The following is an 18,145-nucleotide window of genomic DNA, read 5'->3' as shown; positions in this document are numbered from 1 at the left end:
TCAGTCATTTACCCATTACGAATAAAGAACTAATCGCGATGTTAGGGGGCTGCAATGGCATGTAAATGCTTTGAAAAGTATGAAGAATCTATCAAGGAAAGCATTAATAAAAAAAATCATGACCAGATAGGGGAAATTGTAACCACTGGTTTTGAGCATTCTCTTTGGCATTTTTCTGGCGGTGACCATTCACCTATCGCCATGAATTATCAGTTTCGCTATTTTCGTAAACGGAAGAACGGGCAAAACGAATCGCGTTTAACAAAGGCTGACCACCTTGTGACCATGAATTACTGTCCATTCTGTGGGGCTAAATTCGAGGGTGATAAGCATGATTAGTAGTGCCTATGCAGACGCCATTAATGCCGAATTAGTCACCCTGTTTATTTCTGCCCATCTGGATATTTTGCAGGGCAGCGAATGACCCATGACAGCAGGGGCCGCAAGGCTCCAACCCCGCCAGCCGCCAACCCCGGAAACGTTGAACCGTTTACCGGGGTTTACGCTTGGAACCGGCCCCGTGAATCCATCTGCACCGAAGCAGCCAACCCGCCGATAGATGAATGGGCATTTAGACAGGGCCAGATTCTTGATCCCCTGACCCCTGCGCGCCGGGTTCGCCGTCGCCTGGATTCTTTGCCCTACTTCATTAAGCGATTCTATGCCCAGCAGGCTGACCGGCTGGAGCAACAGCACGGCACAACGCTAGCCAATAAATATTTAATCGGCACTTTTGCCAAGTATGTATTGCCGCGCATTGATGGCGTTAATGATCGGTACCGTCTTGGCGTGGTACCTGGCCCGCTGATCGGCTTTGTGGACGATTTCGCCCGCCTGCCCTGGTACGGTAAGCGCGAATTGAAGCGCCTGGCGCACCGGCTGACTGACTGCATCACCGCCGAATTCATGAACTACTACGAAAACCAGTATGAAAAAACCGGCGATGTGTCGTTTTCGGTGATCTATTCCTATGGCCGCGCCGCCTGGCTAGTGTCGCACCTCAACATGACTGCACCAGGCTGGGGCCAGTATTGCCAAGCACAACTAACGGACGTCGATGCCTTGCGCTGCATGGCTCGGTTAGAGTCACCCGCCTGGTGGTTGCGTCGTCTTAAACGCATTCATGACCAGTGGCGCGAACATCTGATGATCGCAGCCGGTTACGTCAGCAAAAAGGGGACTCCCTATTGCAGTGATCCGGCGCTCAAAGAGTGGCGGGCTCAAAAGAAAGCCAACACCGAATATTTAAAGGCGATGGAGTTAGAGGATCAGGATACCGGTGAACGGATATCACTGATTGAGAAAGTGATCGGCAGCGTGGCTAATCCAGCTAACCGCCGCCGTGAGCTTATGACTCGTATGCGATACTTTGAGGATATCGCCGATGACCTGTGCCTGGTGGGGGATTTCTACACCCTGACCGCGCCATCTAAATACCACGCCATGCACAGCAGTGGGCACCGTAACGACAAATGGCGCGGAGCCAATCCACGGCAAACACAAAAATACCTTTGTAAAATCTGGGCTCGTGTTCGTGCTGCGTGGAAGCGCAAAGGCATCCGGGCCTTTGGTTTCCGCGTCGTTGAACCTCACCATGACGAAACGCCACATTGGCACCTCTTACTATTTATGCGCCCGGAAGATATCGACCAGGCCCGCGATATTTTTTGCCTATATGCCCGCATGGAAGATTCGGAAGAATTGAAAGGGGCGGAAACCCTGAATAATGCGCGCTTCACGGTTAAGCCGATCGACAAAGAGAAAGGCAGCGCAACCGGCTATATCGCCAAATATATTTCGAAAAATATCGACGGGTACGCGTTAGAAGGTCAACTGGATGAGGATACCGGCCAACCACTGCAAGAAATAGCCCGCCGTGTTAGCGCCTGGGCATCACGCTGGAGCATTCGCCAGTTCCAGCAAATCGGCGGTGCACCAGTTACGGTCTACCGTGAATTGCGCCGACTGCGCGATCGTGAGCTTTGCTTACACCCGGAAATTGCACCTGCGCACGATGCTGCCACCGTAGGGGATTGGGGCGGGTATACGATGGCCCAGGGCGGGCCACTGGTTGCCCGCGAAAATATCCGTGTGCGCCTCAACTATGAGGTTACGCCTGACGGTAACGCCTACGGCGACGATGTAAGCAGGATTAACGGTATCTATGCCCCCGCATCGGGCCCTGACTCTTTGATTATTACCCGCACTGCAACCTACAAAATCGTGCCCAAAGCCAAGGCGGGCGAGGGTTTGGCCGTTGACGTTCAGGGCGCACCGCGCCCCCTTGGAGTTCTGTCAATAACTGTACCCGTCGCCGCCAGTACGGCCCAGGGATCGGGGTTGGATGGTACCCAAACAGGTGACGGGGCCACGCCAAAACCGGTCGATTTTGACCGTATGACCAAGGAAGAACGGCGGGATCTGCGTGATAGGTTGAAAAACCAGGCATCGGAAAGAAGCCCGCCACCCGAACCGGCCCATAAACCGCACATTGTTACCCCTGAAATCGTCGCAGGGTTGGACGATTTCGCCGTTCAAGTGCTGGCTTTCGTCCGGTCGATTGGTCTGGAGCCCACGCCGTGGGAGTTTGACGCCTTGTTATCCGGGGCGGTGGTGAACTTTGGGCCGGGGCATGCCTTTAGGTTGGATGGTGCTCGGCTGTTACCGGTCGGGTAATGCATATTGAGAACCCGGCAATGCATTAATCTTGCAGGTTAATGGGTTGCCGTGTTGGCCTGCGGCAGCAAAAGAAAACCCCCGCACTTTGGCGGGGGGGCTTGTTATCCGGCATGCCCTTGCAGCAGGTCTAGCGCAAATTGCCGTTCATCAGGCTTCAACCTTTCCAGCAGTGCCTTGACCAGTTTGTTGCCGGTCAGCCCGCTGGGACTGAGTGAGTGTGAATAGGTCGCGTTGAATACGAAGGTGTGACCACACTCCACGTCTGAACAGGCACAATACAGATCCGCCAGTTCCTTATTCTTCCATTCCGTCTTCCGGATGATTGCCGGGGCATTACACTCCGGGCAATTAATCTTAAATATGCGCATGTTTACCACCCCGCACGCCAGCGTCAACAATGGTGATGATTTTAGCTTAATTATGCTCATTTTTCGCCCTTATCCGTGTTGATTATTGCTGTTTCGACATCAAATTTCAGGTGCAGGCGTTCCGGGACTTCCCGATCGGCGTTGACGCCATTCATAAATTTGCGCTGGAGTGGGATCACTTCGTCCTTGCGGTAGGTGCCTCGGGCGGTTTCAGGGTTGCCCATGACCGCGCCGTTCGTCGGAATGATGCCCCCCAGGCCAGCAGGGAAACGGTGCGCGGTAAAAATGTCCTGGGCAGTAATGCCTTTCACGTTGGCAAACTCGTCCTTTGCGCTGACCTCGCCGATCGACAGCAATTTGACCCCTTCAGGGTCACCGTTTGGGATATTAATAAACATGTTGCGGAAGTTACCCAGCCCTTTGGACTGTTCAATCTTGTCCTTGATTTCGGTTTCCACCTCCTGGGTCATGCTCGCGTCATTGGCATAGAGAATAAAGCCCATATGGGCCCCGTTGTTGTAGTACCGGCGTCTAAAAATCGTCGCCTCACTGTTCAACAACACGGAATGAATGCCGCCGATATAGTCAGGCAGGCCGTAAACCTGCTGGCGCGGGTCATACATTTTGAAAAAGATAATGTCGCGTTGGTCATAGACCAGGGCCGGGCCTTCCTGCAACACCACGAAGTCGCCATTTTTACGGCAGCGCAGATACAGCGATGGCAGTGGCAATAGGTCGATCACTTCCCCGAATACGTTCCTGATTTTCAGGATGGCCACATCGCCAAACAGCAGATAATCAAATGCCATCTGTTCCACCTGGTCAGTCGTCAGCCCCCCGCCCAGGTAACCAGCGGCTACCATGTTGCGGCGGTAATACAATACGCCGCCGTGCTGGCCGTTAAGGTTTGGCAATTGCGCCAGGGCCAGCCGGTCGATGGGTAACCGCCAATGGTCATAATCGTTGTCATACCAGATATTGTGATAATCCGTGCCGGTGGTGAGGATCGGCTCTGGTTCGCCAAAAGTAATGACGCTGCCTTTGCCTGGCGTGAAGGTTTCAGGCTTGACCGCTGGGGTTCCTTTCTGGGTAGCAAATTGCTTACGGGGCTTGTGCTTTTTCGTTGTCATGCTGCTTTTCCAAAGGCCCAGGTAGACGGGCGGTCAAATTCGAAGGTAAGAGGCTCGTTAATCATGGCGTGGGACGTTGCCCAGAAAACATCCGCGTGACCCGTGGTTTCTGAGCGTTCGGCGACAAATGTCAGCGCGTTGCCGCTGGCTGTGACGGTGCGGCGGATAGCCATAAAACTAGGGGCGATCTCCGCCCGCTCTTTGTTGGTTTCGTCCAGGGCATCTTTGGCCCATTCGATGCGTTTACGTTCAATAGTGTCTATCATTTTGAAAACAAGCCGATTTTTGTTTTCTACGCTGTACAGGATAGGGTGAGCCTCACGAGGTGCAAACTTGCTGACCGTGTCATAGATCTGCCGACCAATACCGGTGGTGTCGATGCCGATATAGGTGATATTGAAACGCTTCATCAGTTGCTTGATCTGCTCGGCCTGCCAACTGAAGTTCAATCCCTGCCATTGATGAATAGCCAGGATACGGAACCGCTCACCATCATGGATCGGCGGGGCTACTATCACAAACGTGGAGTTATCGCCCGAACGGGAGGGGTCGAAGCCTGCCCATACTTCACGATTGCCAAATGGCCGTGCAGAAGTAGGGTCGTAATCGCCCCAGGTTGCTGGGTCGACCTCACAAGCCACCAACGTGGTAAATTTGAATACCGCGTCTTTACTGTCGACAAATTCACACATATACAGCATGGCGAATGCCGTTGCGTTGTACTTGTTGCGGAGCCGTTCGATATCGACCAAGGCACCGAGGCCACCTTTAACCGCGTCCTCCATCGTGATGACGTAGCGCCAAATTCCGTCTGGGCAGCGTTGGCCCGCTTCCCGCAGTGCGCCTTTGCCTGGGAAAACGGCGGCCTTACGATCGGACTCATCACCGCGCCAGGCGTCCCCCGTCCACACGCCGTAAGCCTGGTGCGTTTTGGCGCTGGGCGTTGAAAAGTAGGTGGTGCGGAATTTGTTGTGTGTCGCCATCGCCGATGCGACTTCATGCAGTCGGGTAAATTTGGGTATCCAAAACACCTCGTCACCATACAGGTGCCCGTTAAAGCCCTGGGCGGTGCTGGCGTTGGTCGACAGGAAACGCAGGATTGCGCCGTTACTCAGGCGGATGTTCTTGCCGGTCAGGGTGACGTCAAAATACTGCTGGGCGATCTGCACGATGTATTCGCGGAAGATTTCTGACTGTGCGCGGCTTGCCGAGAAAAACACCTGGTTATCGCCGCTGATCACCGCATCTTCAAAGGCTTCCCAGGCGAAATAATAGGTCATGCCGACCTGGCGACTTTTCAGTATAAAGCGCCAGTCTTCATCCTTGTGGTCGCGGCAATGCAGTTGATAGTCAAACAGGTGCTCATTCGCCCAGGCGTCCAGCATTTCCGGCGTGATACCGGACACATCATTTTTCTTGTACTTGCGTTTGCGGTCGTCCCCGCCTTCACCGCCGCCGATATCGCCGTCAAAGGTTGCCCGGCTTTGGGCCTGGATTTCAGCCATCTTTTCGGCGTGCTTATTGCGCTGGGCTCTTAGCTTGACGTCTGCCGCGATCAGGTCGCGCAACTCTTCCAGTTCCAGTGCGGTTTTTTTCTCTTTGTTGGATAACTGATGATAGCGTCGGGAAATGGCCGCTTCTATCGACTCCGCAGGCAGCAGGTCAGCCCACTGGCCGACATCCGCCCAATGGTAAATGGTGCGCGGTGGGAGGTTTAACTCCTGCGCAATATCGCGGGGCGTCCAGCGCTTTATATACAGTGCGCGGGCCGCCTCTTTTATTTCATCTGAATATTTAGCCATGTGTCTATTATGGCGGGGAAAGCGAAGCGAATTTATCATTAAATATCGGATGTATGGGGTTATCCATGAATAACCGAATGCATCCGATATAAAGTCAATGCGTACGCCTGGGCAATTCGTAATACTGAGTCCCACAACGTCCCGTTCATTATATTTACTGACTATTTAAGGTTTGTTATGCCGCAATCCAATTACCGCACTGATTGGTTATGTATTGCCACATCGGGCCAGGCCGTAGACGGTCGGGTCATTGAAAAGCAATGGCTGATTGATGCGGCAGAAACGTACACCCGTAACACCTACACGGCCATGATTTGGCCGCATCACCCACAGTATGATATTGGCGAACGTGAATTCACCTGCAACCTGGGTGAAGTCGACGCGTTGAAAACAGAGTCGGAAGGTGATGTCGTTAAGCTGTATGCCCAACTTATCCCCAATCAGTTTTTGATTGAAGCCAACCGCCAGGGGCAAAAGTTATTTACCTCCGCAGAGTTTATTTCTGACTTTGCCGGTAGCGGTAAAGAGTATTTGTTCGGTCTTGCTGTTACCGATATTCCCGCGAGTCTTGGCACCGAAAAAATGAAATTCATTTTAGCCGGTGAAGAAAAAGACGCAGAACGCGGCAGTCTAGAAACATTTAGCCTGGGAAAACTAAAGGCTAACAAGGTTGAAAAGAAAGAGCCGTCTTTCTGGGGGAAGTTATTTACCACCCGCAAAGACTTCACGCCAACACCAGCCCCTAATACTGACACTAACCAGCCCAATGAGGGCGAGGAAGAGAAGATGGATGAATTAAAAGCCCTCTTGCAACAAATGATGCAAATGCTCACCGACATGAGCGACGCCAGCACCGGCGACGATCCAGACGCTGCCACCCCGGATTTAGCCGCTGACCAGGTCGCTGACATTGCGGGAGAAATCGCCGACGCAGCCGACCAGGTCGCCGAAATTGCCGCAGACGTTGCCGAGAATCCGGACGACGAAGTGAAAGCGGCTGAATTTACCGTCGCAAAAGCCAACCTGGTGAAAGCCATGAAGGCGTTTAACGTCGGTTCGAAACTGGCGCGTACGGCCCGCCGTGAACGTCGCCAGTTCAGTGCCCGCCGTCCAGGTAAAAACACCAAAAGCGACGCGATCACCCAACTGACTGCGCAGATTTCTGACGTCATGACCAAGTTGTCAGCTCAGGAAAATGGCGGCACGCAGCGCCCAAACCGCGCACCTGGCGGCAGCGATAAGCCCCGCAACTTAGTGTAAGCCGCCCGTTTATTGCGTTAACGCGTCAGTTTTTGAGGAAAACATAATGCACCAAAACCAGCAACTGTCCCCCCAGGCCGAAGAACGTCTTATCAAGTTCACGGCGGCCCTGGCTCGCTCGTATGGCGTGCGTGACACCGCGAAATTTTTCGCGATCACCCCGCCAAAAGAAACCATCCTGCGTAATGCGCTGCTTGAGGTATCGGATTTCCTGCGCCTGATTAACGTCACCGACGTCAACCAGACCACCGGCCAGGTCGTCAGCACCGGCAAACCGGGCATCTATACCGGGCGTAAAAAAGGGGGCCGCTTCTCCCGCCCGCTGGGCGTGGATGGCAACGAATACAAGCTGTATGAGACAGATTCAGGTTCATACCTGGACTACAACACCCTGACCAACTGGGCGAATTCCGGCAGCGAAGACGAGTTCTTCCAGCGTATCCAGGCGTTCAGTAATGAATCCTTTGCGCTCGACATGCTGCGCGTCGCGTTCAACGGTACCCACGCTGCCGAAAACACCGATCCGGAGGCCAACCCGAACGGCGAAGATGTCAACTTCGGGTGGCATAAAATCGTCAAAGACCGCACACCGAGCCAGATTATTACGGATACGGTCACGCTTGGCGGCTCCGGGGCTGATTTCGTGTCACTGGATGCGGCGGTCACTGACCTGCTTCATGCCTGCATCCTGGAACAGTACCGCAATGACCCGCGCCTGTGCGTGCTGATTTCCGGCGACCTTATCGGTAAAGACGCCACCACCATGATGAACATGGTCGACCGTCCGACCGAGAAAGTGGCCGCGCAGCTGATGAACCGCCAGATTGCGGGCTTGACCGTCCACACGCCGCCATTTATGCCGGAAGGGCGTTTGATCATCACCACGCTGGATAACCTGCATATCTACACGCAGGCCGGTACCCGCAAGCGTAAAGCCGACTGGAGCGATGACCGCAAACAGTTCGAAAATAGCTATTTGCGTATGGAAGGCTACGCCGTCGAACATGACGAGCTGTATGCCGCGTACGACAAAATCAGCCTGGCAACCGGTGAAGCCGAACCGACACTACTAGCAGTCGGAGGCGTATAACGATGGCCATGTCCCCCTGTCAACGTCACCGGGCACGCATTAAAGCCGCCGAGGCATTGGACAACCGCGAAGCGCTGACCGCGTCGCCGGTCAGCTTCCATCTGCAAAAGCTGGAACTGGAAGCCGATGTCGTGCGGTTGCGGTCGCAGCCGATGACCGCCGATCGCATCGACATGAAGCGCGATGAGCTGTTGCCGCGTTGGTTGCCAACCGTGGAAGCCTACCTTGCAGGTGAAAAGCGCTACATGAACCCGGCTCTGGTCTACTGCGTTATCTGGCTGTTTGACACGGGGGAAATGGAACGGGCGCTCGACTGGGCGGACATTGCCATCAGCGAAGGCCAGGCGATGCCGGAGAACTTCAAGAGCACGATGCCCGCATTTGTCGCCGACACCGTGCTGGCATGGGCGACCGATGAGGCCGCCGCAGGCCACAGCATTGAGCCTTATTTTAGCCGGACGTTTAACAACATCCGTGACAAATGGCGGTTGCATGAAGACATCAACGCCAAATGGTTCAAGTTTGCCGGTCTGTACCTGCTGCGCGACGAGAACGGCACCCCCCGCGCCACAGCGGTGGAGGATGTCGCCGTCCTGGAACAGGCCGACGCCTTACTGGCCCAGGCTGAAAAGTACAACAAAAACGCCGGAGTCAGGACAATGCGCACGAAGATTGCCGCGCGTATCAATGGCCTGACGGCGGAATAAAGACTACCGAAAGCCGGGGCGGGCGCGGTGGAGGCATAAAGCCCGCAAGGCTTTTTGGCCGTGGAAACCGTTAGCCCGCTTCTCTTTTTGCAATGAGGTATGACCCGATGAATGGCCCGAGCTTCAGCATTAGCGGACGTCCGATTGATTACCAGAAAGACGCGATCACCAACGGCGTGGCGTTCTGGCCAGATTTGAACCTGGCCGAGTTTCAAAAGTCGCGCACGTTGCCAGCCGACCTACCCGCAGAAACCGCAGGTATCGCGGTGCTGGCCGCCATTGCAGAGGTCAACGACACCTGCGCATCCGTGGTCAGCTACTGGACAGCCAAAGGCCATGCCCGGGCGGCAGACGTACCGGGGGCCAAAATGGGCGAAGAAACCCAACTGACGGCGCAATACAAAAAGGCCGTGTATGCCAGGGCAAAGGCCGATCTCTTGGGCGAGTTCGCCACCATCGGGCGACGTGAGTCCCACCCTGGACAGGAAAGCGGCGAAACGCGCGCCATTTTGCTGGCTGAGGCGGCGTTTGCCATGCGCAACATGCTGCGCTTGCCGCGCGTTGGGGTGCATCTGATATGACCGAACTCGAAAGCCTGACGGCGTTCATCACCGCCAACCTGCCGGCGCGGGCCATGCAGATGTTTTCCAGCACCCTGGATGACTGCGAGATTATCCGCAATGCCAAGGGGCTGGGGTTGGGGCAAAAACGGATCGGCGTCTTGCGCTACAACGCGACCTTGTCCTGGGACAATTTCCCTTATCGGGAATGCTCGCCGGGGTTGGTCTATGCGCTGGTGCTGACCTGGCTGTCAGAACATGCCAACGACTTGCATGATGAGCTCAAACTCCCCGACCCCACGGTTGACCCTGAGTTTGATGATGAAGGGTCATGCATCCTTCAGGTGGTGGTCGCGGTCGCGGATGAAATCATCCTCAAGCCCAGCGACGCCGGGCCGGTACCCTCGAAGGGGCTACGCTGGGAGGTGGTTTACCCCGAGGTCTGGACGGCTGAAGAAGCCGAGATTATCAGCCAGCACGGTGGTGCATTGTGATCCGGGGCGAACTGAGTCAGCAACAACTTAAACAGTTGCGTGCAGCACTGGCCGCCGCTGACCTGCCAGAGAAGAAGCGCCAGCGTTTGTTATGGCGTATTGCCAAACTCGGCATCATCATGGCGGCCAAACGCAACCAGAGAAACCAGGCAGACCCAGACGGGACGCCATGGTCACCGCGTAAGCGTGGCAAAGGCAAGATGCTGCGCGGCCTGCCCAAACTGCTGGCCGTGCGGGAAATGCCCGAAATCCAGGGCGTGAGGATTTACCTCAAGGGCGGTAACTACCGCAACGGGTCGAAGCCGATTGCGGCGGGCTTGGTCGGCGCGGTGCAACAGGACGGTGCACACATTCAGATGAATGCCAGCAACGCGCCGAGAAAACCACAGGCCAACCGGCCCGCTTTGCCGCGCCAGGCTAAACGGCTGCGTGCCTTGGGGTACAAAATCCGCCAGGGCAAACGCTGGGTGAAGCCATCAAGCAAAAAAATCATGGAAACCATGAGCATGGCTCAGGCGGGATTAGTTATCAGGAAATTACGCGGTACGCCCTCAAAGCGTACCTGGACAATCGACATACCGAGCCGCGTGTTTTTAGGCGTGAGCAATGATGAATTTAACAAAATACTTGTGCGTCAATTGCAGGCGATCGGCTTTGGCTGGGACGTCAACGCGCAGGATATCAGGGGGTAAACATGAGCTGGCCCAACGTCAACGTCAGTCAGATTAACCGCTATAACGGCACCACGAAAGACGTCGAGCGCGTCGTTTTGTTTGTCGGTTATGGCAAAACCAACGCGGGCAAAACCCTGGCGTTGAATACCGGCAGCGACCTGGACAAGGTCTTGGGCGCTGAGGACAGCCTGTTAAAACGTGTGGTGGCAGCGGCCAGCAATAACGCAGGGCAAAACTGGTTTGCGTATGTCCATGTTTTGTCTGATCCGGGCAAAGCTACCGACGTCAAGCCGGATGAAAACTGGATGAACGCCGTCAGGTTGGCGCAAAACGTCGCCTCCGTGGAAGGCGTTGTCCTGGCCTTTGATACTGACAACGCGGCCACCATCAACCGTGCCACCGAGATGCGCGAAACCCTGAAAGCCAAATTCGCCCGCTTTGTCTGGTTCGCCCTGACCGTAGGCGGCCCGAGTAAGGATGAAACCTGGACAGATTACCTCACACGGCTGACCACCCTTCAGGACAAGATCGCCTCACCGGGGGTGCAACTGGTGCCACGACTCTGGGGTAACGAACCTGGCGTGTTGGCGGGCCGACTGTGCAATCGGTCGGTGACCATTGCGGACAGCCCGGCGCGAGTCGCCACCGGGGCCGTCACGGCACTGGGTAACGACAGCCTGCCGGTCGATGGCGCTGGGGTTGAGATTGATCTCGCCGTATTGCAGGCGCTGGAGGTCAAACGCTTCAGCGTGCCGATGTGGTACCACGATTTCGACGGCATTTATTGGTCAGACGGTCGCACCCTGGACGTCGAGGGCGGCGATTACCAGACCATTGAAAATGTGCGCATCGTGGATAAAGCCTCACGCAAGGTGCGTTTGCGGGCTATTCCGAAAATCGCCGACCGTTCTCTGAACAGCACACCGGGCAGCATTGCCGCCCACGTGACCTATTTCGGCAAGCCCCTGCGTGAGATGTCAAAGGCCGTGCAAATCAACGGGATTGAATACCCAGGGGAAGTGAAGCCGCCTAAAGAGGGCGACATTACTATCGAGTGGGCCAGCGCCGTGAAGGTGCAGATTTTTATCGTGGTGCGGCCGTATGAGAGTGCGAAAGAAATCGCCGTCAGCATCGAACTTGACACCTCACTGGAGAGCTAACCATGGGTGAACGTATTAGCGGCGGTTCGTTCGACGTGAACTATGACAGCGTCATGATCCACGTCGAGAACGCCACGGTGACCATCACCGACAACAGTGCAGCCGTACAAACGCGCGGTGTGCCAAACGGGCATGTTAAAGGGTCAGTCAGTGCCGACGTCGAGATTGAAGTTGACGCACTGAACTTCAAGAAATTCACGGCAGTCGCCCGCGCCGCAGGCTCCTGGCGCGGTATCGACGCGAAAGATTTTCTGTTCTACGCCAACTCCGGCGATGAAGAAGAAAAAATCGAGGTGTTCGGCTGCGTGCCGACGCTGTCCGACCTGGTCAACATCAGCCCCAGTGAAGCCAGCAAAACCACCCGGAAAATCAAATTCATGGTGACCAGCCCTGACTTTGTGGCGATTGATGGCGTGCCCTATCTGTCAGCACGCGACACTCGCGATTTGAAAGGGTGACGCCATGCATAACGGTGAAACAACGCTGTTTGCCAAGCTGGTGCTGATCGGTGCCCTGATTGGGGCCGGTCAGTTACTGGTTGGCCAAGAGAAGATCACCGCCCGTCTGTTTGTTGGGCGCGTGATTTTGGGGTCGGCAGTGTCCCTGGTATCTGGGGTCGTGCTGATCCAGATGGGGGATATCCCTGATTTGGCGGTGATCGGTATTGCCTGCATGTTGGGTATTGCCGGACACACGGCCGTCGAAGCTGTCGCACAACGCTGGCTAAAAACCAAGAAGGATAAGACTTCATGACACTGAGCCAAAAACAACAACAGTTTACGCGCATGGTGGGCAAGTTGATTGTCTGGGCCGATGCCAATGGCTATGCGCTGACCTTCGGCGAGGCCCATCGCACGCCAGAACAGGCCAGGCTGAATGCGAAATCCGGTAAAGGGATCGCCAACAGTCTGCATAGCCAACGTCTGGCGGTGGATTTTAATCTGTTCATCGGGGGCGTCTGGCAGACCGATAGCCGGGCCTTTCTGCCCCTGGGTGAGTATTGGGAAAGTCTCGGCGGCAGTTGGGGCGGTCGCTTCAAGACCAACCCGGACGGCAATCACTTCAGCCTTGAACATGATGGGGTGCGCTGATGCGTGCGGCATGGGGGCAATTGCTGATTTTGGTCGCCGTGTTTTATATCGGCTGGATAGCGCACGACTGGCATACCGCCAAGCTGGCGCTGGCTGCTAACGAGTCCGCCGACCTGACCCGTCAGGTGGTGACCGAGATCACCCGCCAGTCGGGTGAAGTGTTAGAAAAGAAACTCGCGGAGTTAAAAGCCAATGAAACGCACACCGAGCGGGTTATTCGTACCGAGGTTATTAAGCCGGTATTTAGCAACGTTTGCGCTACTGATGAGTATGTCCGGGTGTTCAACCAGAGTGTTGACCAAGCCGAGCGAACCCTATCAGGAAAACCAGATGACCCGGTGCCCGGTGAACCTGCCCCGGCTAACGGGCAAAACCGGCATTGATTTTGACGCGGCGCTGACCGCGTACATGCAGATATATACCGCCTGTGCGGTGAGACACAACGCCCTGGTGGACATCATTCGACAACGTAAGGATTTATAGACATGAGCGAAGTAAAAAGCACAACCATTACCCTGAGCGTGGCCGGTGTTGAACTGGGGTTTTCACCGAATAAAACCGCCTTCAACGCATTGATTAACGAAATGACACTGACCAACAAGGTGGCCCCGATGGTCACCTACCTGGGCCGCATCATCGACGCCAATTCAAAAGCGGCGTTAGGGGAGCTACTGGAACGTTATCCCGGTGTCGAGATGCAGATCACCGAGAAGGTCAACGCGATTTACTCGCCGCAGGTTGAGATCGAAATAAAAAACTGACGGCGCGGTTGGCGGCCATACGCGCCAACCCGTTGGAACAATACCTCGCCTTGCGCCGGTATTACCTGCCAGCGGAAGACGACAGCGAAGAAAGCCTCGCCCGTGCCCTGTGGCTGGATGAGTATTTCGCCCAGACGAAAGCCTATAAGACCGCCGAGGGCATTGCCATTGCCCTGAATGGAATATGACATGAGCCATTTGGATTTTACCCTGAGCCTGATCGACAAACTGACGCGCCCGCTGAAACAGGCGCAAGCGTCGGTGACCGGTTTCGCCGAAAAATCGCAGGCGTCATTTACCCGCATCGGGATCGGTGCGGGGGCCGTCTGGGCTGTAGCACAGTCTATCCAGGGGGTATTAGGCCCAGCCACCGAGATGAAAGACGCGCTGGCCGAGTTGGATGCCAAGGGGGTGGCTGAAGATACGCTGAACCGTCTGTCAAACCAGGCGCTTAAATTCGCCATGCGGTATGGGAAAAGCGCGGTCGACGTGGTGAATTCAAGTTATGCCATGAAAGGCGCGATGGTAGGTCTGGCTGACCAGGATTTACCGCGTGTGACCATTGCCGCCAATACCCTGGCCGCAGGGGTAAAAGCCAGCGGTGAGGAAGCCGGGGAATATATGGGAGCCATGGCGGCCCGCTTTAATCGCGAGTTGTCCAGCCTCGGTCATGTGCGTTTTGCTGAGGAGTTGGCAGGCAAGACGGCCTACATGGTGCAGAATTTTGGCGTCAAGATGCAGACCATGCAGGAACTCATGGAAGGCACCAAGAATGCCGGTGCCGACTTTGGCGTCAGCATGAACGAACAGTTCGCTGTGCTGGGCGAGTTGTCCCGCACCATGGGTTCCGAGTCCAGCGGGATATACGAGCAATTTCTCCGAAGCGCCCCCGCAGCTGCGCAAAAGCTGGGCATGAGTTTTGTTGATGCCACCGGCAAGATGTTGCCGATGGGCGACATTCTGCAAAAAATCCAGACCCGATACGGCCAGAACATCGAAGGCAACGTCAAGGCGCAGCAAGCGCTTGACGGGGCTTTCGGTGGTGGTGCAGATGTGATTAAAAAACTGTTGGGCCGCCAGGATGCGCTGAACAAAAGCATTACCGAACTGGGGCGCAATGATGGCATGAAGCGGGCGCAGGAAATGGCCGAGAAGATGGCGAAACCCTGGGAACGCATTACCGCGACCTGGTACGCCATGCGGGCGGCGATCGGTAACACCCTGCTGCCGGTGATCACACCGCTGATTACCCGCGTCGCCGATGTTGGTGCCACCTTCGCCCGCTGGCTGGAGATGTTCCCCAATATTGCCCGCTGGCTGGGTTACATCACCCTGGGCGTTTTATCCCTTGGGCTGGCCGGTGCGTCCGTCAATATCATTATGGGCGTTTTCGGCTTTGTCATGGTGGGGCTAAAGGGGATCATCTTTGTCTTGGGCGGTGCGCTCAAGGCACTGGTCTGGACATTCAACCTGTTGCGCCCGTCACTGCTGGCGACCCGTATCGGTCTGGCCGCGCTGTGGGTGCAGTCCAAATTACTGGCGTTATGGACGGGCATTTGTCGCGTTGCGCTGTTCGCCTGGAATGCGGTGTTAAAAGCGGCGGCGCTTGCCATGCGGGTGTATGGCATCGCCACGATGTTTGCCGGTGTGGCCATGCAACTGCTGACCAGCCCGATCACCCTGATTATTGCCGCGTTGGCGTTGCTGGTCGCGGGGATCTGGTATGTGGTCACTCACTGGGACGAGCTCAAAACCGCCATCATGAATACCGCCGCGTTTCAGTGGGTAATGGAGACGGCCGCCCAGGTCGGTGAGGTGTTCGCCGGGGTATGGAAGTCCATTTCTCTGGGCTGGGACATGGTGATCGCCTTCTTTATGGGGCTGTCACCGGTTGCCGCGTTTGAAGGATTTGGAGAGAAGATCGGCAACATATTCCGTGACCTGTTCGCCAGTCTGAAAAATGCGTTCGCCGGAACCTATAACTGGATAGCAGAAAAACTCAACAAGATCCCCGGCGTCAATATTGACCTGAAGCAGACCGCAGATGCTGCTCCCCTGCCGGTCGTCCCCCCGCTCACGGGGCAGTCGCTGCTGACCGGCAACACTGCGGGGGCTGCCGTTCCGCGTGACGGGCTGATGAAACAGGTTAAATCCGACACAAAAACCACTATCGACAATCGTCGCAGTATCGGCGAAGTGAACTTCGTCATGCCCAACGGCATGACGCCAAGTCAGTTGGCCGAATTTCAGGAGATGAACGCCGGATGAATACTGAACTGCTTTACATCGATCTGCTGATCACCGATGGAGATTTAACCCTGGACAGCGGACACGAGCCCCTTCGTTGTGACAACCGCCAGAGTATCGGGCAGGACATCGTTCACAGCATTGTCGAAAGCGGCATCACTGCCCGGCTCATTGGCGAACGCAGCCCTACGATGCGCGGAGACGTGATCACCCAACTGATTTTATTGGTTGAGAGTGACGAACGCTTGGTACCTGGCACGATTGTGATCGTCGAAGAATCGCTGTCACGCCTGTATATCACCGCTGAAACCTACGATTTCGGCCCTATCAGCACAGGGGTTGATTATGAATGAAAAACCGACCGTCGACTTTGAACAGGTGCTGCGTGATAGCGGTATGCCGACCACCGAAGCCGAGATCACCGCCGAGTTCAAAACCCTGGTACAGGCTGAAGGCTTCATCACCAACACGTCGCGCATGTCACCGTTCTGGCGGTTGATCACAAGGATTGTCAGCACGCCAGTGCTGTGGCTGAAAGATGTGCTCGTCCAGGTCGTACTGACCAACATGTTCGTCGCGACGGCGGGCGGTGCCATGCTGCGCCTGCTGGCCTGGGCGGTCAATATCGAAGCCAAACCGGCCAGCGCGGCGATCGGGGCCGTACGGTTTTACAAGACCACCGCCGCCAATGCGGTGACCGTTATCGCGGGCACTTTGGTGCAAACCGAGCGCATCAACGGGGTGGTGTACGTTCTGAAGGTGACGGAAGACACTCTGTTACCAGCAGGGGCTGAAAATGGCCTGGTGCCGGTTGTCGCCACCGGTACCGGCAGCGGTTACAACCTGGCCCCCGGTTATTACCGCATCCTGCCGGTGGCCGTGAACGGCATCGCCAGCGTGGTAAATGAAGAGGATTGGCTAACGACGCCAGGGGCCAATGAAGAAACAGACGACGAATTACGCGACCGTACCCGTAATCAGTTCAATCTGGTGGGCAATTATCACACCGATGCGGTGTATCGCAGCATGATCGCCAGCGTCGTGGGCCTGAGCGTTGACCGCATTTTCTTCCTTCACGGAGCCCCGCGCGGCCCAGGAACGGCCAACGCCTATTTGCTGCTCGACAGCGGCGAGTTATCAGCGCCCTTTGTTGAGGCGGTCAATGACTATATCAACAGCAAGGGGCATCACGGCCATGGCGATGATATGCAGTGTTTTGCCCTGCCGGAAACCCGTCATGACCTGGCTGTCACGGTGTATGTGCTGAGTAAAGAGAACATGACCGCCGACGCCCTGGGCGAACTGAAAACCGGGGTAACCAATTTGATCCGTTGTGCCTTCAGAGAAAATGCGACCTACGACGTGAAGAAGACCTGGCCCTATGCGCGTTTCTCCATGTCGAATCTCGGCCGCGAGCTGCATAAAGCGTTTCCGGTGATCGACTCGCTGGCCTTCTCGTTGCCGGACATCGTCAGCGAACTGTCGGTACCACGACTGAACAGCCTGAGCGTGGTGATTGCCAATGATTGATTTTGCCCGCCTGCTGCGCGGCCTGCGCCTGCCCTCCTGGATGGACAGGGGCGACCTGGCCAGGTTGCTACGCGCCAGCCGCCTGTTCTGGACGAAGGTCAATGACTGGGTGCAATGGCCACTTAAACAATTTGATCCGCTGACCTGCGCCGAACCGCTGCTCAACCTGCTGGCGTATGAACGCGATATCACCCGATTTGATGGCGAACCGCTCGACCTGTACCGCAAGCGCGTGGCCTTCGCGTTTATCAACGCTGAGGATTCGGGGGAGATAGCCGGGTTCATTGCCATTTTCGACCGCTTGGGGATCGGCTATGTCGAACTGCTGGAGCGTCAGGACGGTATCGACTGGGACGTGATCATCGTACGGGTGACGGACAGCCAGATAGCCGAGAACAGCGACCTGTTACTGGAGATCATCCGCAAGTACGGTCGCACCTGCCGGCGCTATCAATTTGAGGTTATCACCGCGCTGGGTATGCACCTGCGTGCCGGGTGGTACCAAGGTGAGTACGTATGTTATCCGGTGAGTCTGGGTGACGTGAAAACAGAATACAGCGCGACCTATAGCGCACGTTTGTAAGGGTGAATA

Annotated in this window: 22 protein-coding genes; 19 read left to right on the top strand and 3 right to left on the bottom strand. The window is 55.8% G+C overall.

Going from position 1 to position 18,145, the window contains the following annotated elements; genetic code table 11:
- Positions 1 to 54: 54 nt before the first annotated feature.
- Together KGP26_RS20525 and KGP26_RS20520 are read left to right on the top strand one after the other, a co-directional pair.
- Positions 55 to 339, top strand: a complete 285-nt coding sequence (locus KGP26_RS20525) for a hypothetical protein (protein ID WP_223664545.1) — start codon at positions 55 to 57, stop codon at positions 337 to 339.
- An 81-nt stretch (positions 340 to 420) separates the two neighbouring features.
- Positions 421 to 2,676 carry a replication endonuclease gene (locus KGP26_RS20520; RefSeq protein WP_223664544.1) on the top strand — a complete coding sequence of 752 codons (2,256 nt, stop codon included), beginning with the start codon at positions 421 to 423 and terminating at the stop codon, positions 2,674 to 2,676.
- A gap of 104 nt (positions 2,677 to 2,780) precedes the next feature.
- Here the strand turns inward: KGP26_RS20520 and KGP26_RS20515 are convergent, their stop codons facing one another.
- From KGP26_RS20515 to KGP26_RS20505, 3 genes are read right to left on the bottom strand one after another with little or no spacing between them, the layout of a single operon-like run.
- Complete coding sequence (locus tag KGP26_RS20515) at positions 2,781 to 3,047, bottom strand: ogr/Delta-like zinc finger family protein (protein WP_371824923.1); 267 nt, start codon at positions 3,045 to 3,047, stop codon at positions 2,781 to 2,783.
- Between the two features lie 56 nt (positions 3,048 to 3,103).
- Complete coding sequence (locus KGP26_RS20510) at positions 3,104 to 4,177, bottom strand: phage portal protein (protein ID WP_223664542.1); 1,074 nt, start codon at positions 4,175 to 4,177, stop codon at positions 3,104 to 3,106.
- Positions 4,174 to 5,979 (bottom strand): terminase large subunit domain-containing protein, encoded by a 1,806-nt coding sequence (locus KGP26_RS20505; RefSeq protein ID WP_223664541.1) that lies wholly within the window; start codon positions 5,977 to 5,979, stop codon positions 4,174 to 4,176. The genes KGP26_RS20510 and KGP26_RS20505 overlap by 4 nt, the downstream gene beginning before the upstream one ends.
- 177 nt (positions 5,980 to 6,156) lie before the next feature.
- Between KGP26_RS20505 and KGP26_RS20500 the strand changes: the two genes are divergently transcribed.
- From KGP26_RS20500 to KGP26_RS20420, 17 genes are all read left to right on the top strand, one after another.
- On the top strand, positions 6,157 to 7,239 hold the full coding sequence (locus tag KGP26_RS20500) for a GPO family capsid scaffolding protein (RefSeq protein ID WP_223664540.1): 1,083 nt from the start codon (positions 6,157 to 6,159) through the stop codon (positions 7,237 to 7,239).
- A gap of 46 nt (positions 7,240 to 7,285) precedes the next feature.
- Positions 7,286 to 8,329, top strand: a complete 1,044-nt coding sequence (locus tag KGP26_RS20495) for a phage major capsid protein, P2 family (RefSeq protein ID WP_223664539.1) — start codon at positions 7,286 to 7,288, stop codon at positions 8,327 to 8,329.
- Positions 8,330 to 8,331: 2 nt separating this feature from the next.
- Positions 8,332 to 9,036, top strand: coding sequence for a phage terminase small subunit (gpM, locus tag KGP26_RS20490; RefSeq protein WP_223664538.1), 705 nt, complete (start codon positions 8,332 to 8,334; stop codon positions 9,034 to 9,036).
- A gap of 107 nt (positions 9,037 to 9,143) precedes the next feature.
- A complete protein-coding gene (locus tag KGP26_RS20485) occupies positions 9,144 to 9,617 on the top strand; it encodes a head completion/stabilization protein (protein ID WP_223664537.1) in 474 nt (157 codons plus the stop codon).
- Complete coding sequence (locus KGP26_RS20480) at positions 9,614 to 10,090, top strand: phage tail protein (protein ID WP_223664536.1); 477 nt, start codon at positions 9,614 to 9,616, stop codon at positions 10,088 to 10,090. Before KGP26_RS20485 ends, KGP26_RS20480 begins: the two co-directional genes overlap by 4 nt.
- Positions 10,084 to 10,782 carry a hypothetical protein gene (locus KGP26_RS20475; protein WP_223665679.1) on the top strand — a complete coding sequence of 233 codons (699 nt, stop codon included), beginning with the start codon at positions 10,084 to 10,086 and terminating at the stop codon, positions 10,780 to 10,782. The genes KGP26_RS20480 and KGP26_RS20475 overlap by 7 nt, the downstream gene beginning before the upstream one ends.
- A 2-nt stretch (positions 10,783 to 10,784) precedes the next feature.
- A complete protein-coding gene (locus KGP26_RS20470) occupies positions 10,785 to 11,924 on the top strand; it encodes a DUF2586 domain-containing protein (protein WP_223664535.1) in 1,140 nt (379 codons plus the stop codon).
- Between the two features lie 2 nt (positions 11,925 to 11,926).
- Positions 11,927 to 12,382 (top strand): phage protein, encoded by a 456-nt coding sequence (locus KGP26_RS20465; protein ID WP_223664534.1) that lies wholly within the window; start codon positions 11,927 to 11,929, stop codon positions 12,380 to 12,382.
- 4 nt (positions 12,383 to 12,386) lie between these two features.
- Positions 12,387 to 12,677 (top strand): phage holin family protein, encoded by a 291-nt coding sequence (locus tag KGP26_RS20460; protein WP_223664533.1) that lies wholly within the window; start codon positions 12,387 to 12,389, stop codon positions 12,675 to 12,677.
- The gene (locus KGP26_RS20455; protein ID WP_223664532.1) at positions 12,674 to 13,015 is read left to right on the top strand and encodes a M15 family metallopeptidase; all 342 of its coding nucleotides are present in this window, start codon (positions 12,674 to 12,676) and stop codon (positions 13,013 to 13,015) included. The genes KGP26_RS20460 and KGP26_RS20455 overlap by 4 nt, the downstream gene beginning before the upstream one ends.
- The gene (locus KGP26_RS20450) at positions 13,015 to 13,398 is read left to right on the top strand and encodes a hypothetical protein (RefSeq protein ID WP_223664531.1); all 384 of its coding nucleotides are present in this window, start codon (positions 13,015 to 13,017) and stop codon (positions 13,396 to 13,398) included. The genes KGP26_RS20455 and KGP26_RS20450 overlap by 1 nt, the downstream gene beginning before the upstream one ends.
- A 102-nt stretch (positions 13,399 to 13,500) precedes the next feature.
- On the top strand, positions 13,501 to 13,776 hold the full coding sequence (locus KGP26_RS20445) for a putative phage tail assembly chaperone (RefSeq protein ID WP_223664530.1): 276 nt from the start codon (positions 13,501 to 13,503) through the stop codon (positions 13,774 to 13,776).
- 8 nt (positions 13,777 to 13,784) lie between these two features.
- Positions 13,785 to 13,964: a hypothetical protein gene (locus KGP26_RS20440; RefSeq protein ID WP_142814694.1), complete on the top strand. Its 180-nt coding sequence runs from the start codon at positions 13,785 to 13,787 to the stop codon at positions 13,962 to 13,964.
- Position 13,965: 1 nt separating this feature from the next.
- A complete protein-coding gene (locus tag KGP26_RS20435; protein WP_223664529.1) occupies positions 13,966 to 16,044 on the top strand; it encodes a phage tail tape measure protein in 2,079 nt (692 codons plus the stop codon).
- Positions 16,041 to 16,376, top strand: a complete 336-nt coding sequence (locus KGP26_RS20430) for a DUF2590 family protein (RefSeq protein WP_223664528.1) — start codon at positions 16,041 to 16,043, stop codon at positions 16,374 to 16,376. Before KGP26_RS20435 ends, KGP26_RS20430 begins: the two co-directional genes overlap by 4 nt.
- Complete coding sequence (locus KGP26_RS20425) at positions 16,369 to 17,553, top strand: baseplate J/gp47 family protein (protein ID WP_223664527.1); 1,185 nt, start codon at positions 16,369 to 16,371, stop codon at positions 17,551 to 17,553. Before KGP26_RS20430 ends, KGP26_RS20425 begins: the two co-directional genes overlap by 8 nt.
- Positions 17,546 to 18,136, top strand: coding sequence for a hypothetical protein (locus KGP26_RS20420; protein ID WP_223665678.1), 591 nt, complete (start codon positions 17,546 to 17,548; stop codon positions 18,134 to 18,136). The genes KGP26_RS20425 and KGP26_RS20420 overlap by 8 nt, the downstream gene beginning before the upstream one ends.
- Positions 18,137 to 18,145 lie beyond the last annotated feature (9 nt).

Origin of the sequence: Serratia sp. JSRIV002 (genome assembly GCF_019968725.1) — a bacterium.
GTDB classification, from domain to species: domain Bacteria; phylum Pseudomonadota; class Gammaproteobacteria; order Enterobacterales; family Enterobacteriaceae; genus Chania; species Chania fonticola_B.
The sequence above is the reverse complement of the archived record's forward strand: the minus strand, read 5'-3'. Positions and strand labels throughout refer to the sequence as shown.

Excerpts from the sequence above, each read along its gene's own strand:
- gpM (WP_223664538.1), top strand. The coding sequence starts at position 8,332 with ATGGCCATGTCCCCCTGTCAACGTCACCGGGCACGCATTAAAGCCGCC.
- KGP26_RS20425 (WP_223664527.1), top strand. The coding sequence starts at position 16,369 with ATGAATGAAAAACCGACCGTCGACTTTGAACAGGTGCTGCGTGATAGC.
- KGP26_RS20430 (WP_223664528.1), top strand. The coding sequence starts at position 16,041 with ATGAATACTGAACTGCTTTACATCGATCTGCTGATCACCGATGGAGAT.
- KGP26_RS20480 (WP_223664536.1), top strand. The coding sequence starts at position 9,614 with ATGACCGAACTCGAAAGCCTGACGGCGTTCATCACCGCCAACCTGCCG.
- KGP26_RS20450 (WP_223664531.1), top strand. The coding sequence starts at position 13,015 with ATGCGTGCGGCATGGGGGCAATTGCTGATTTTGGTCGCCGTGTTTTAT.
- KGP26_RS20500 (WP_223664540.1), top strand. The coding sequence starts at position 6,157 with ATGCCGCAATCCAATTACCGCACTGATTGGTTATGTATTGCCACATCG.
- KGP26_RS20525 (WP_223664545.1), top strand. The coding sequence starts at position 55 with ATGGCATGTAAATGCTTTGAAAAGTATGAAGAATCTATCAAGGAAAGC.
- KGP26_RS20520 (WP_223664544.1), top strand. The coding sequence starts at position 421 with ATGACCCATGACAGCAGGGGCCGCAAGGCTCCAACCCCGCCAGCCGCC.
- KGP26_RS20495 (WP_223664539.1), top strand. The coding sequence starts at position 7,286 with ATGCACCAAAACCAGCAACTGTCCCCCCAGGCCGAAGAACGTCTTATC.
- KGP26_RS20510 (WP_223664542.1), bottom strand. The coding sequence starts at position 4,177 with ATGACAACGAAAAAGCACAAGCCCCGTAAGCAATTTGCTACCCAGAAA.
- KGP26_RS20470 (WP_223664535.1), top strand. The coding sequence starts at position 10,785 with ATGAGCTGGCCCAACGTCAACGTCAGTCAGATTAACCGCTATAACGGC.
- KGP26_RS20445 (WP_223664530.1), top strand. The coding sequence starts at position 13,501 with ATGAGCGAAGTAAAAAGCACAACCATTACCCTGAGCGTGGCCGGTGTT.
- KGP26_RS20505 (WP_223664541.1), bottom strand. The coding sequence starts at position 5,979 with ATGGCTAAATATTCAGATGAAATAAAAGAGGCGGCCCGCGCACTGTAT.
- KGP26_RS20460 (WP_223664533.1), top strand. The coding sequence starts at position 12,387 with ATGCATAACGGTGAAACAACGCTGTTTGCCAAGCTGGTGCTGATCGGT.
- KGP26_RS20465 (WP_223664534.1), top strand. The coding sequence starts at position 11,927 with ATGGGTGAACGTATTAGCGGCGGTTCGTTCGACGTGAACTATGACAGC.
- KGP26_RS20420 (WP_223665678.1), top strand. The coding sequence starts at position 17,546 with ATGATTGATTTTGCCCGCCTGCTGCGCGGCCTGCGCCTGCCCTCCTGG.
- KGP26_RS20455 (WP_223664532.1), top strand. The coding sequence starts at position 12,674 with ATGACACTGAGCCAAAAACAACAACAGTTTACGCGCATGGTGGGCAAG.
- KGP26_RS20435 (WP_223664529.1), top strand. The coding sequence starts at position 13,966 with ATGAGCCATTTGGATTTTACCCTGAGCCTGATCGACAAACTGACGCGC.
- KGP26_RS20515 (WP_371824923.1), bottom strand. The coding sequence starts at position 3,047 with ATGCGCATATTTAAGATTAATTGCCCGGAGTGTAATGCCCCGGCAATC.
- KGP26_RS20485 (WP_223664537.1), top strand. The coding sequence starts at position 9,144 with ATGAATGGCCCGAGCTTCAGCATTAGCGGACGTCCGATTGATTACCAG.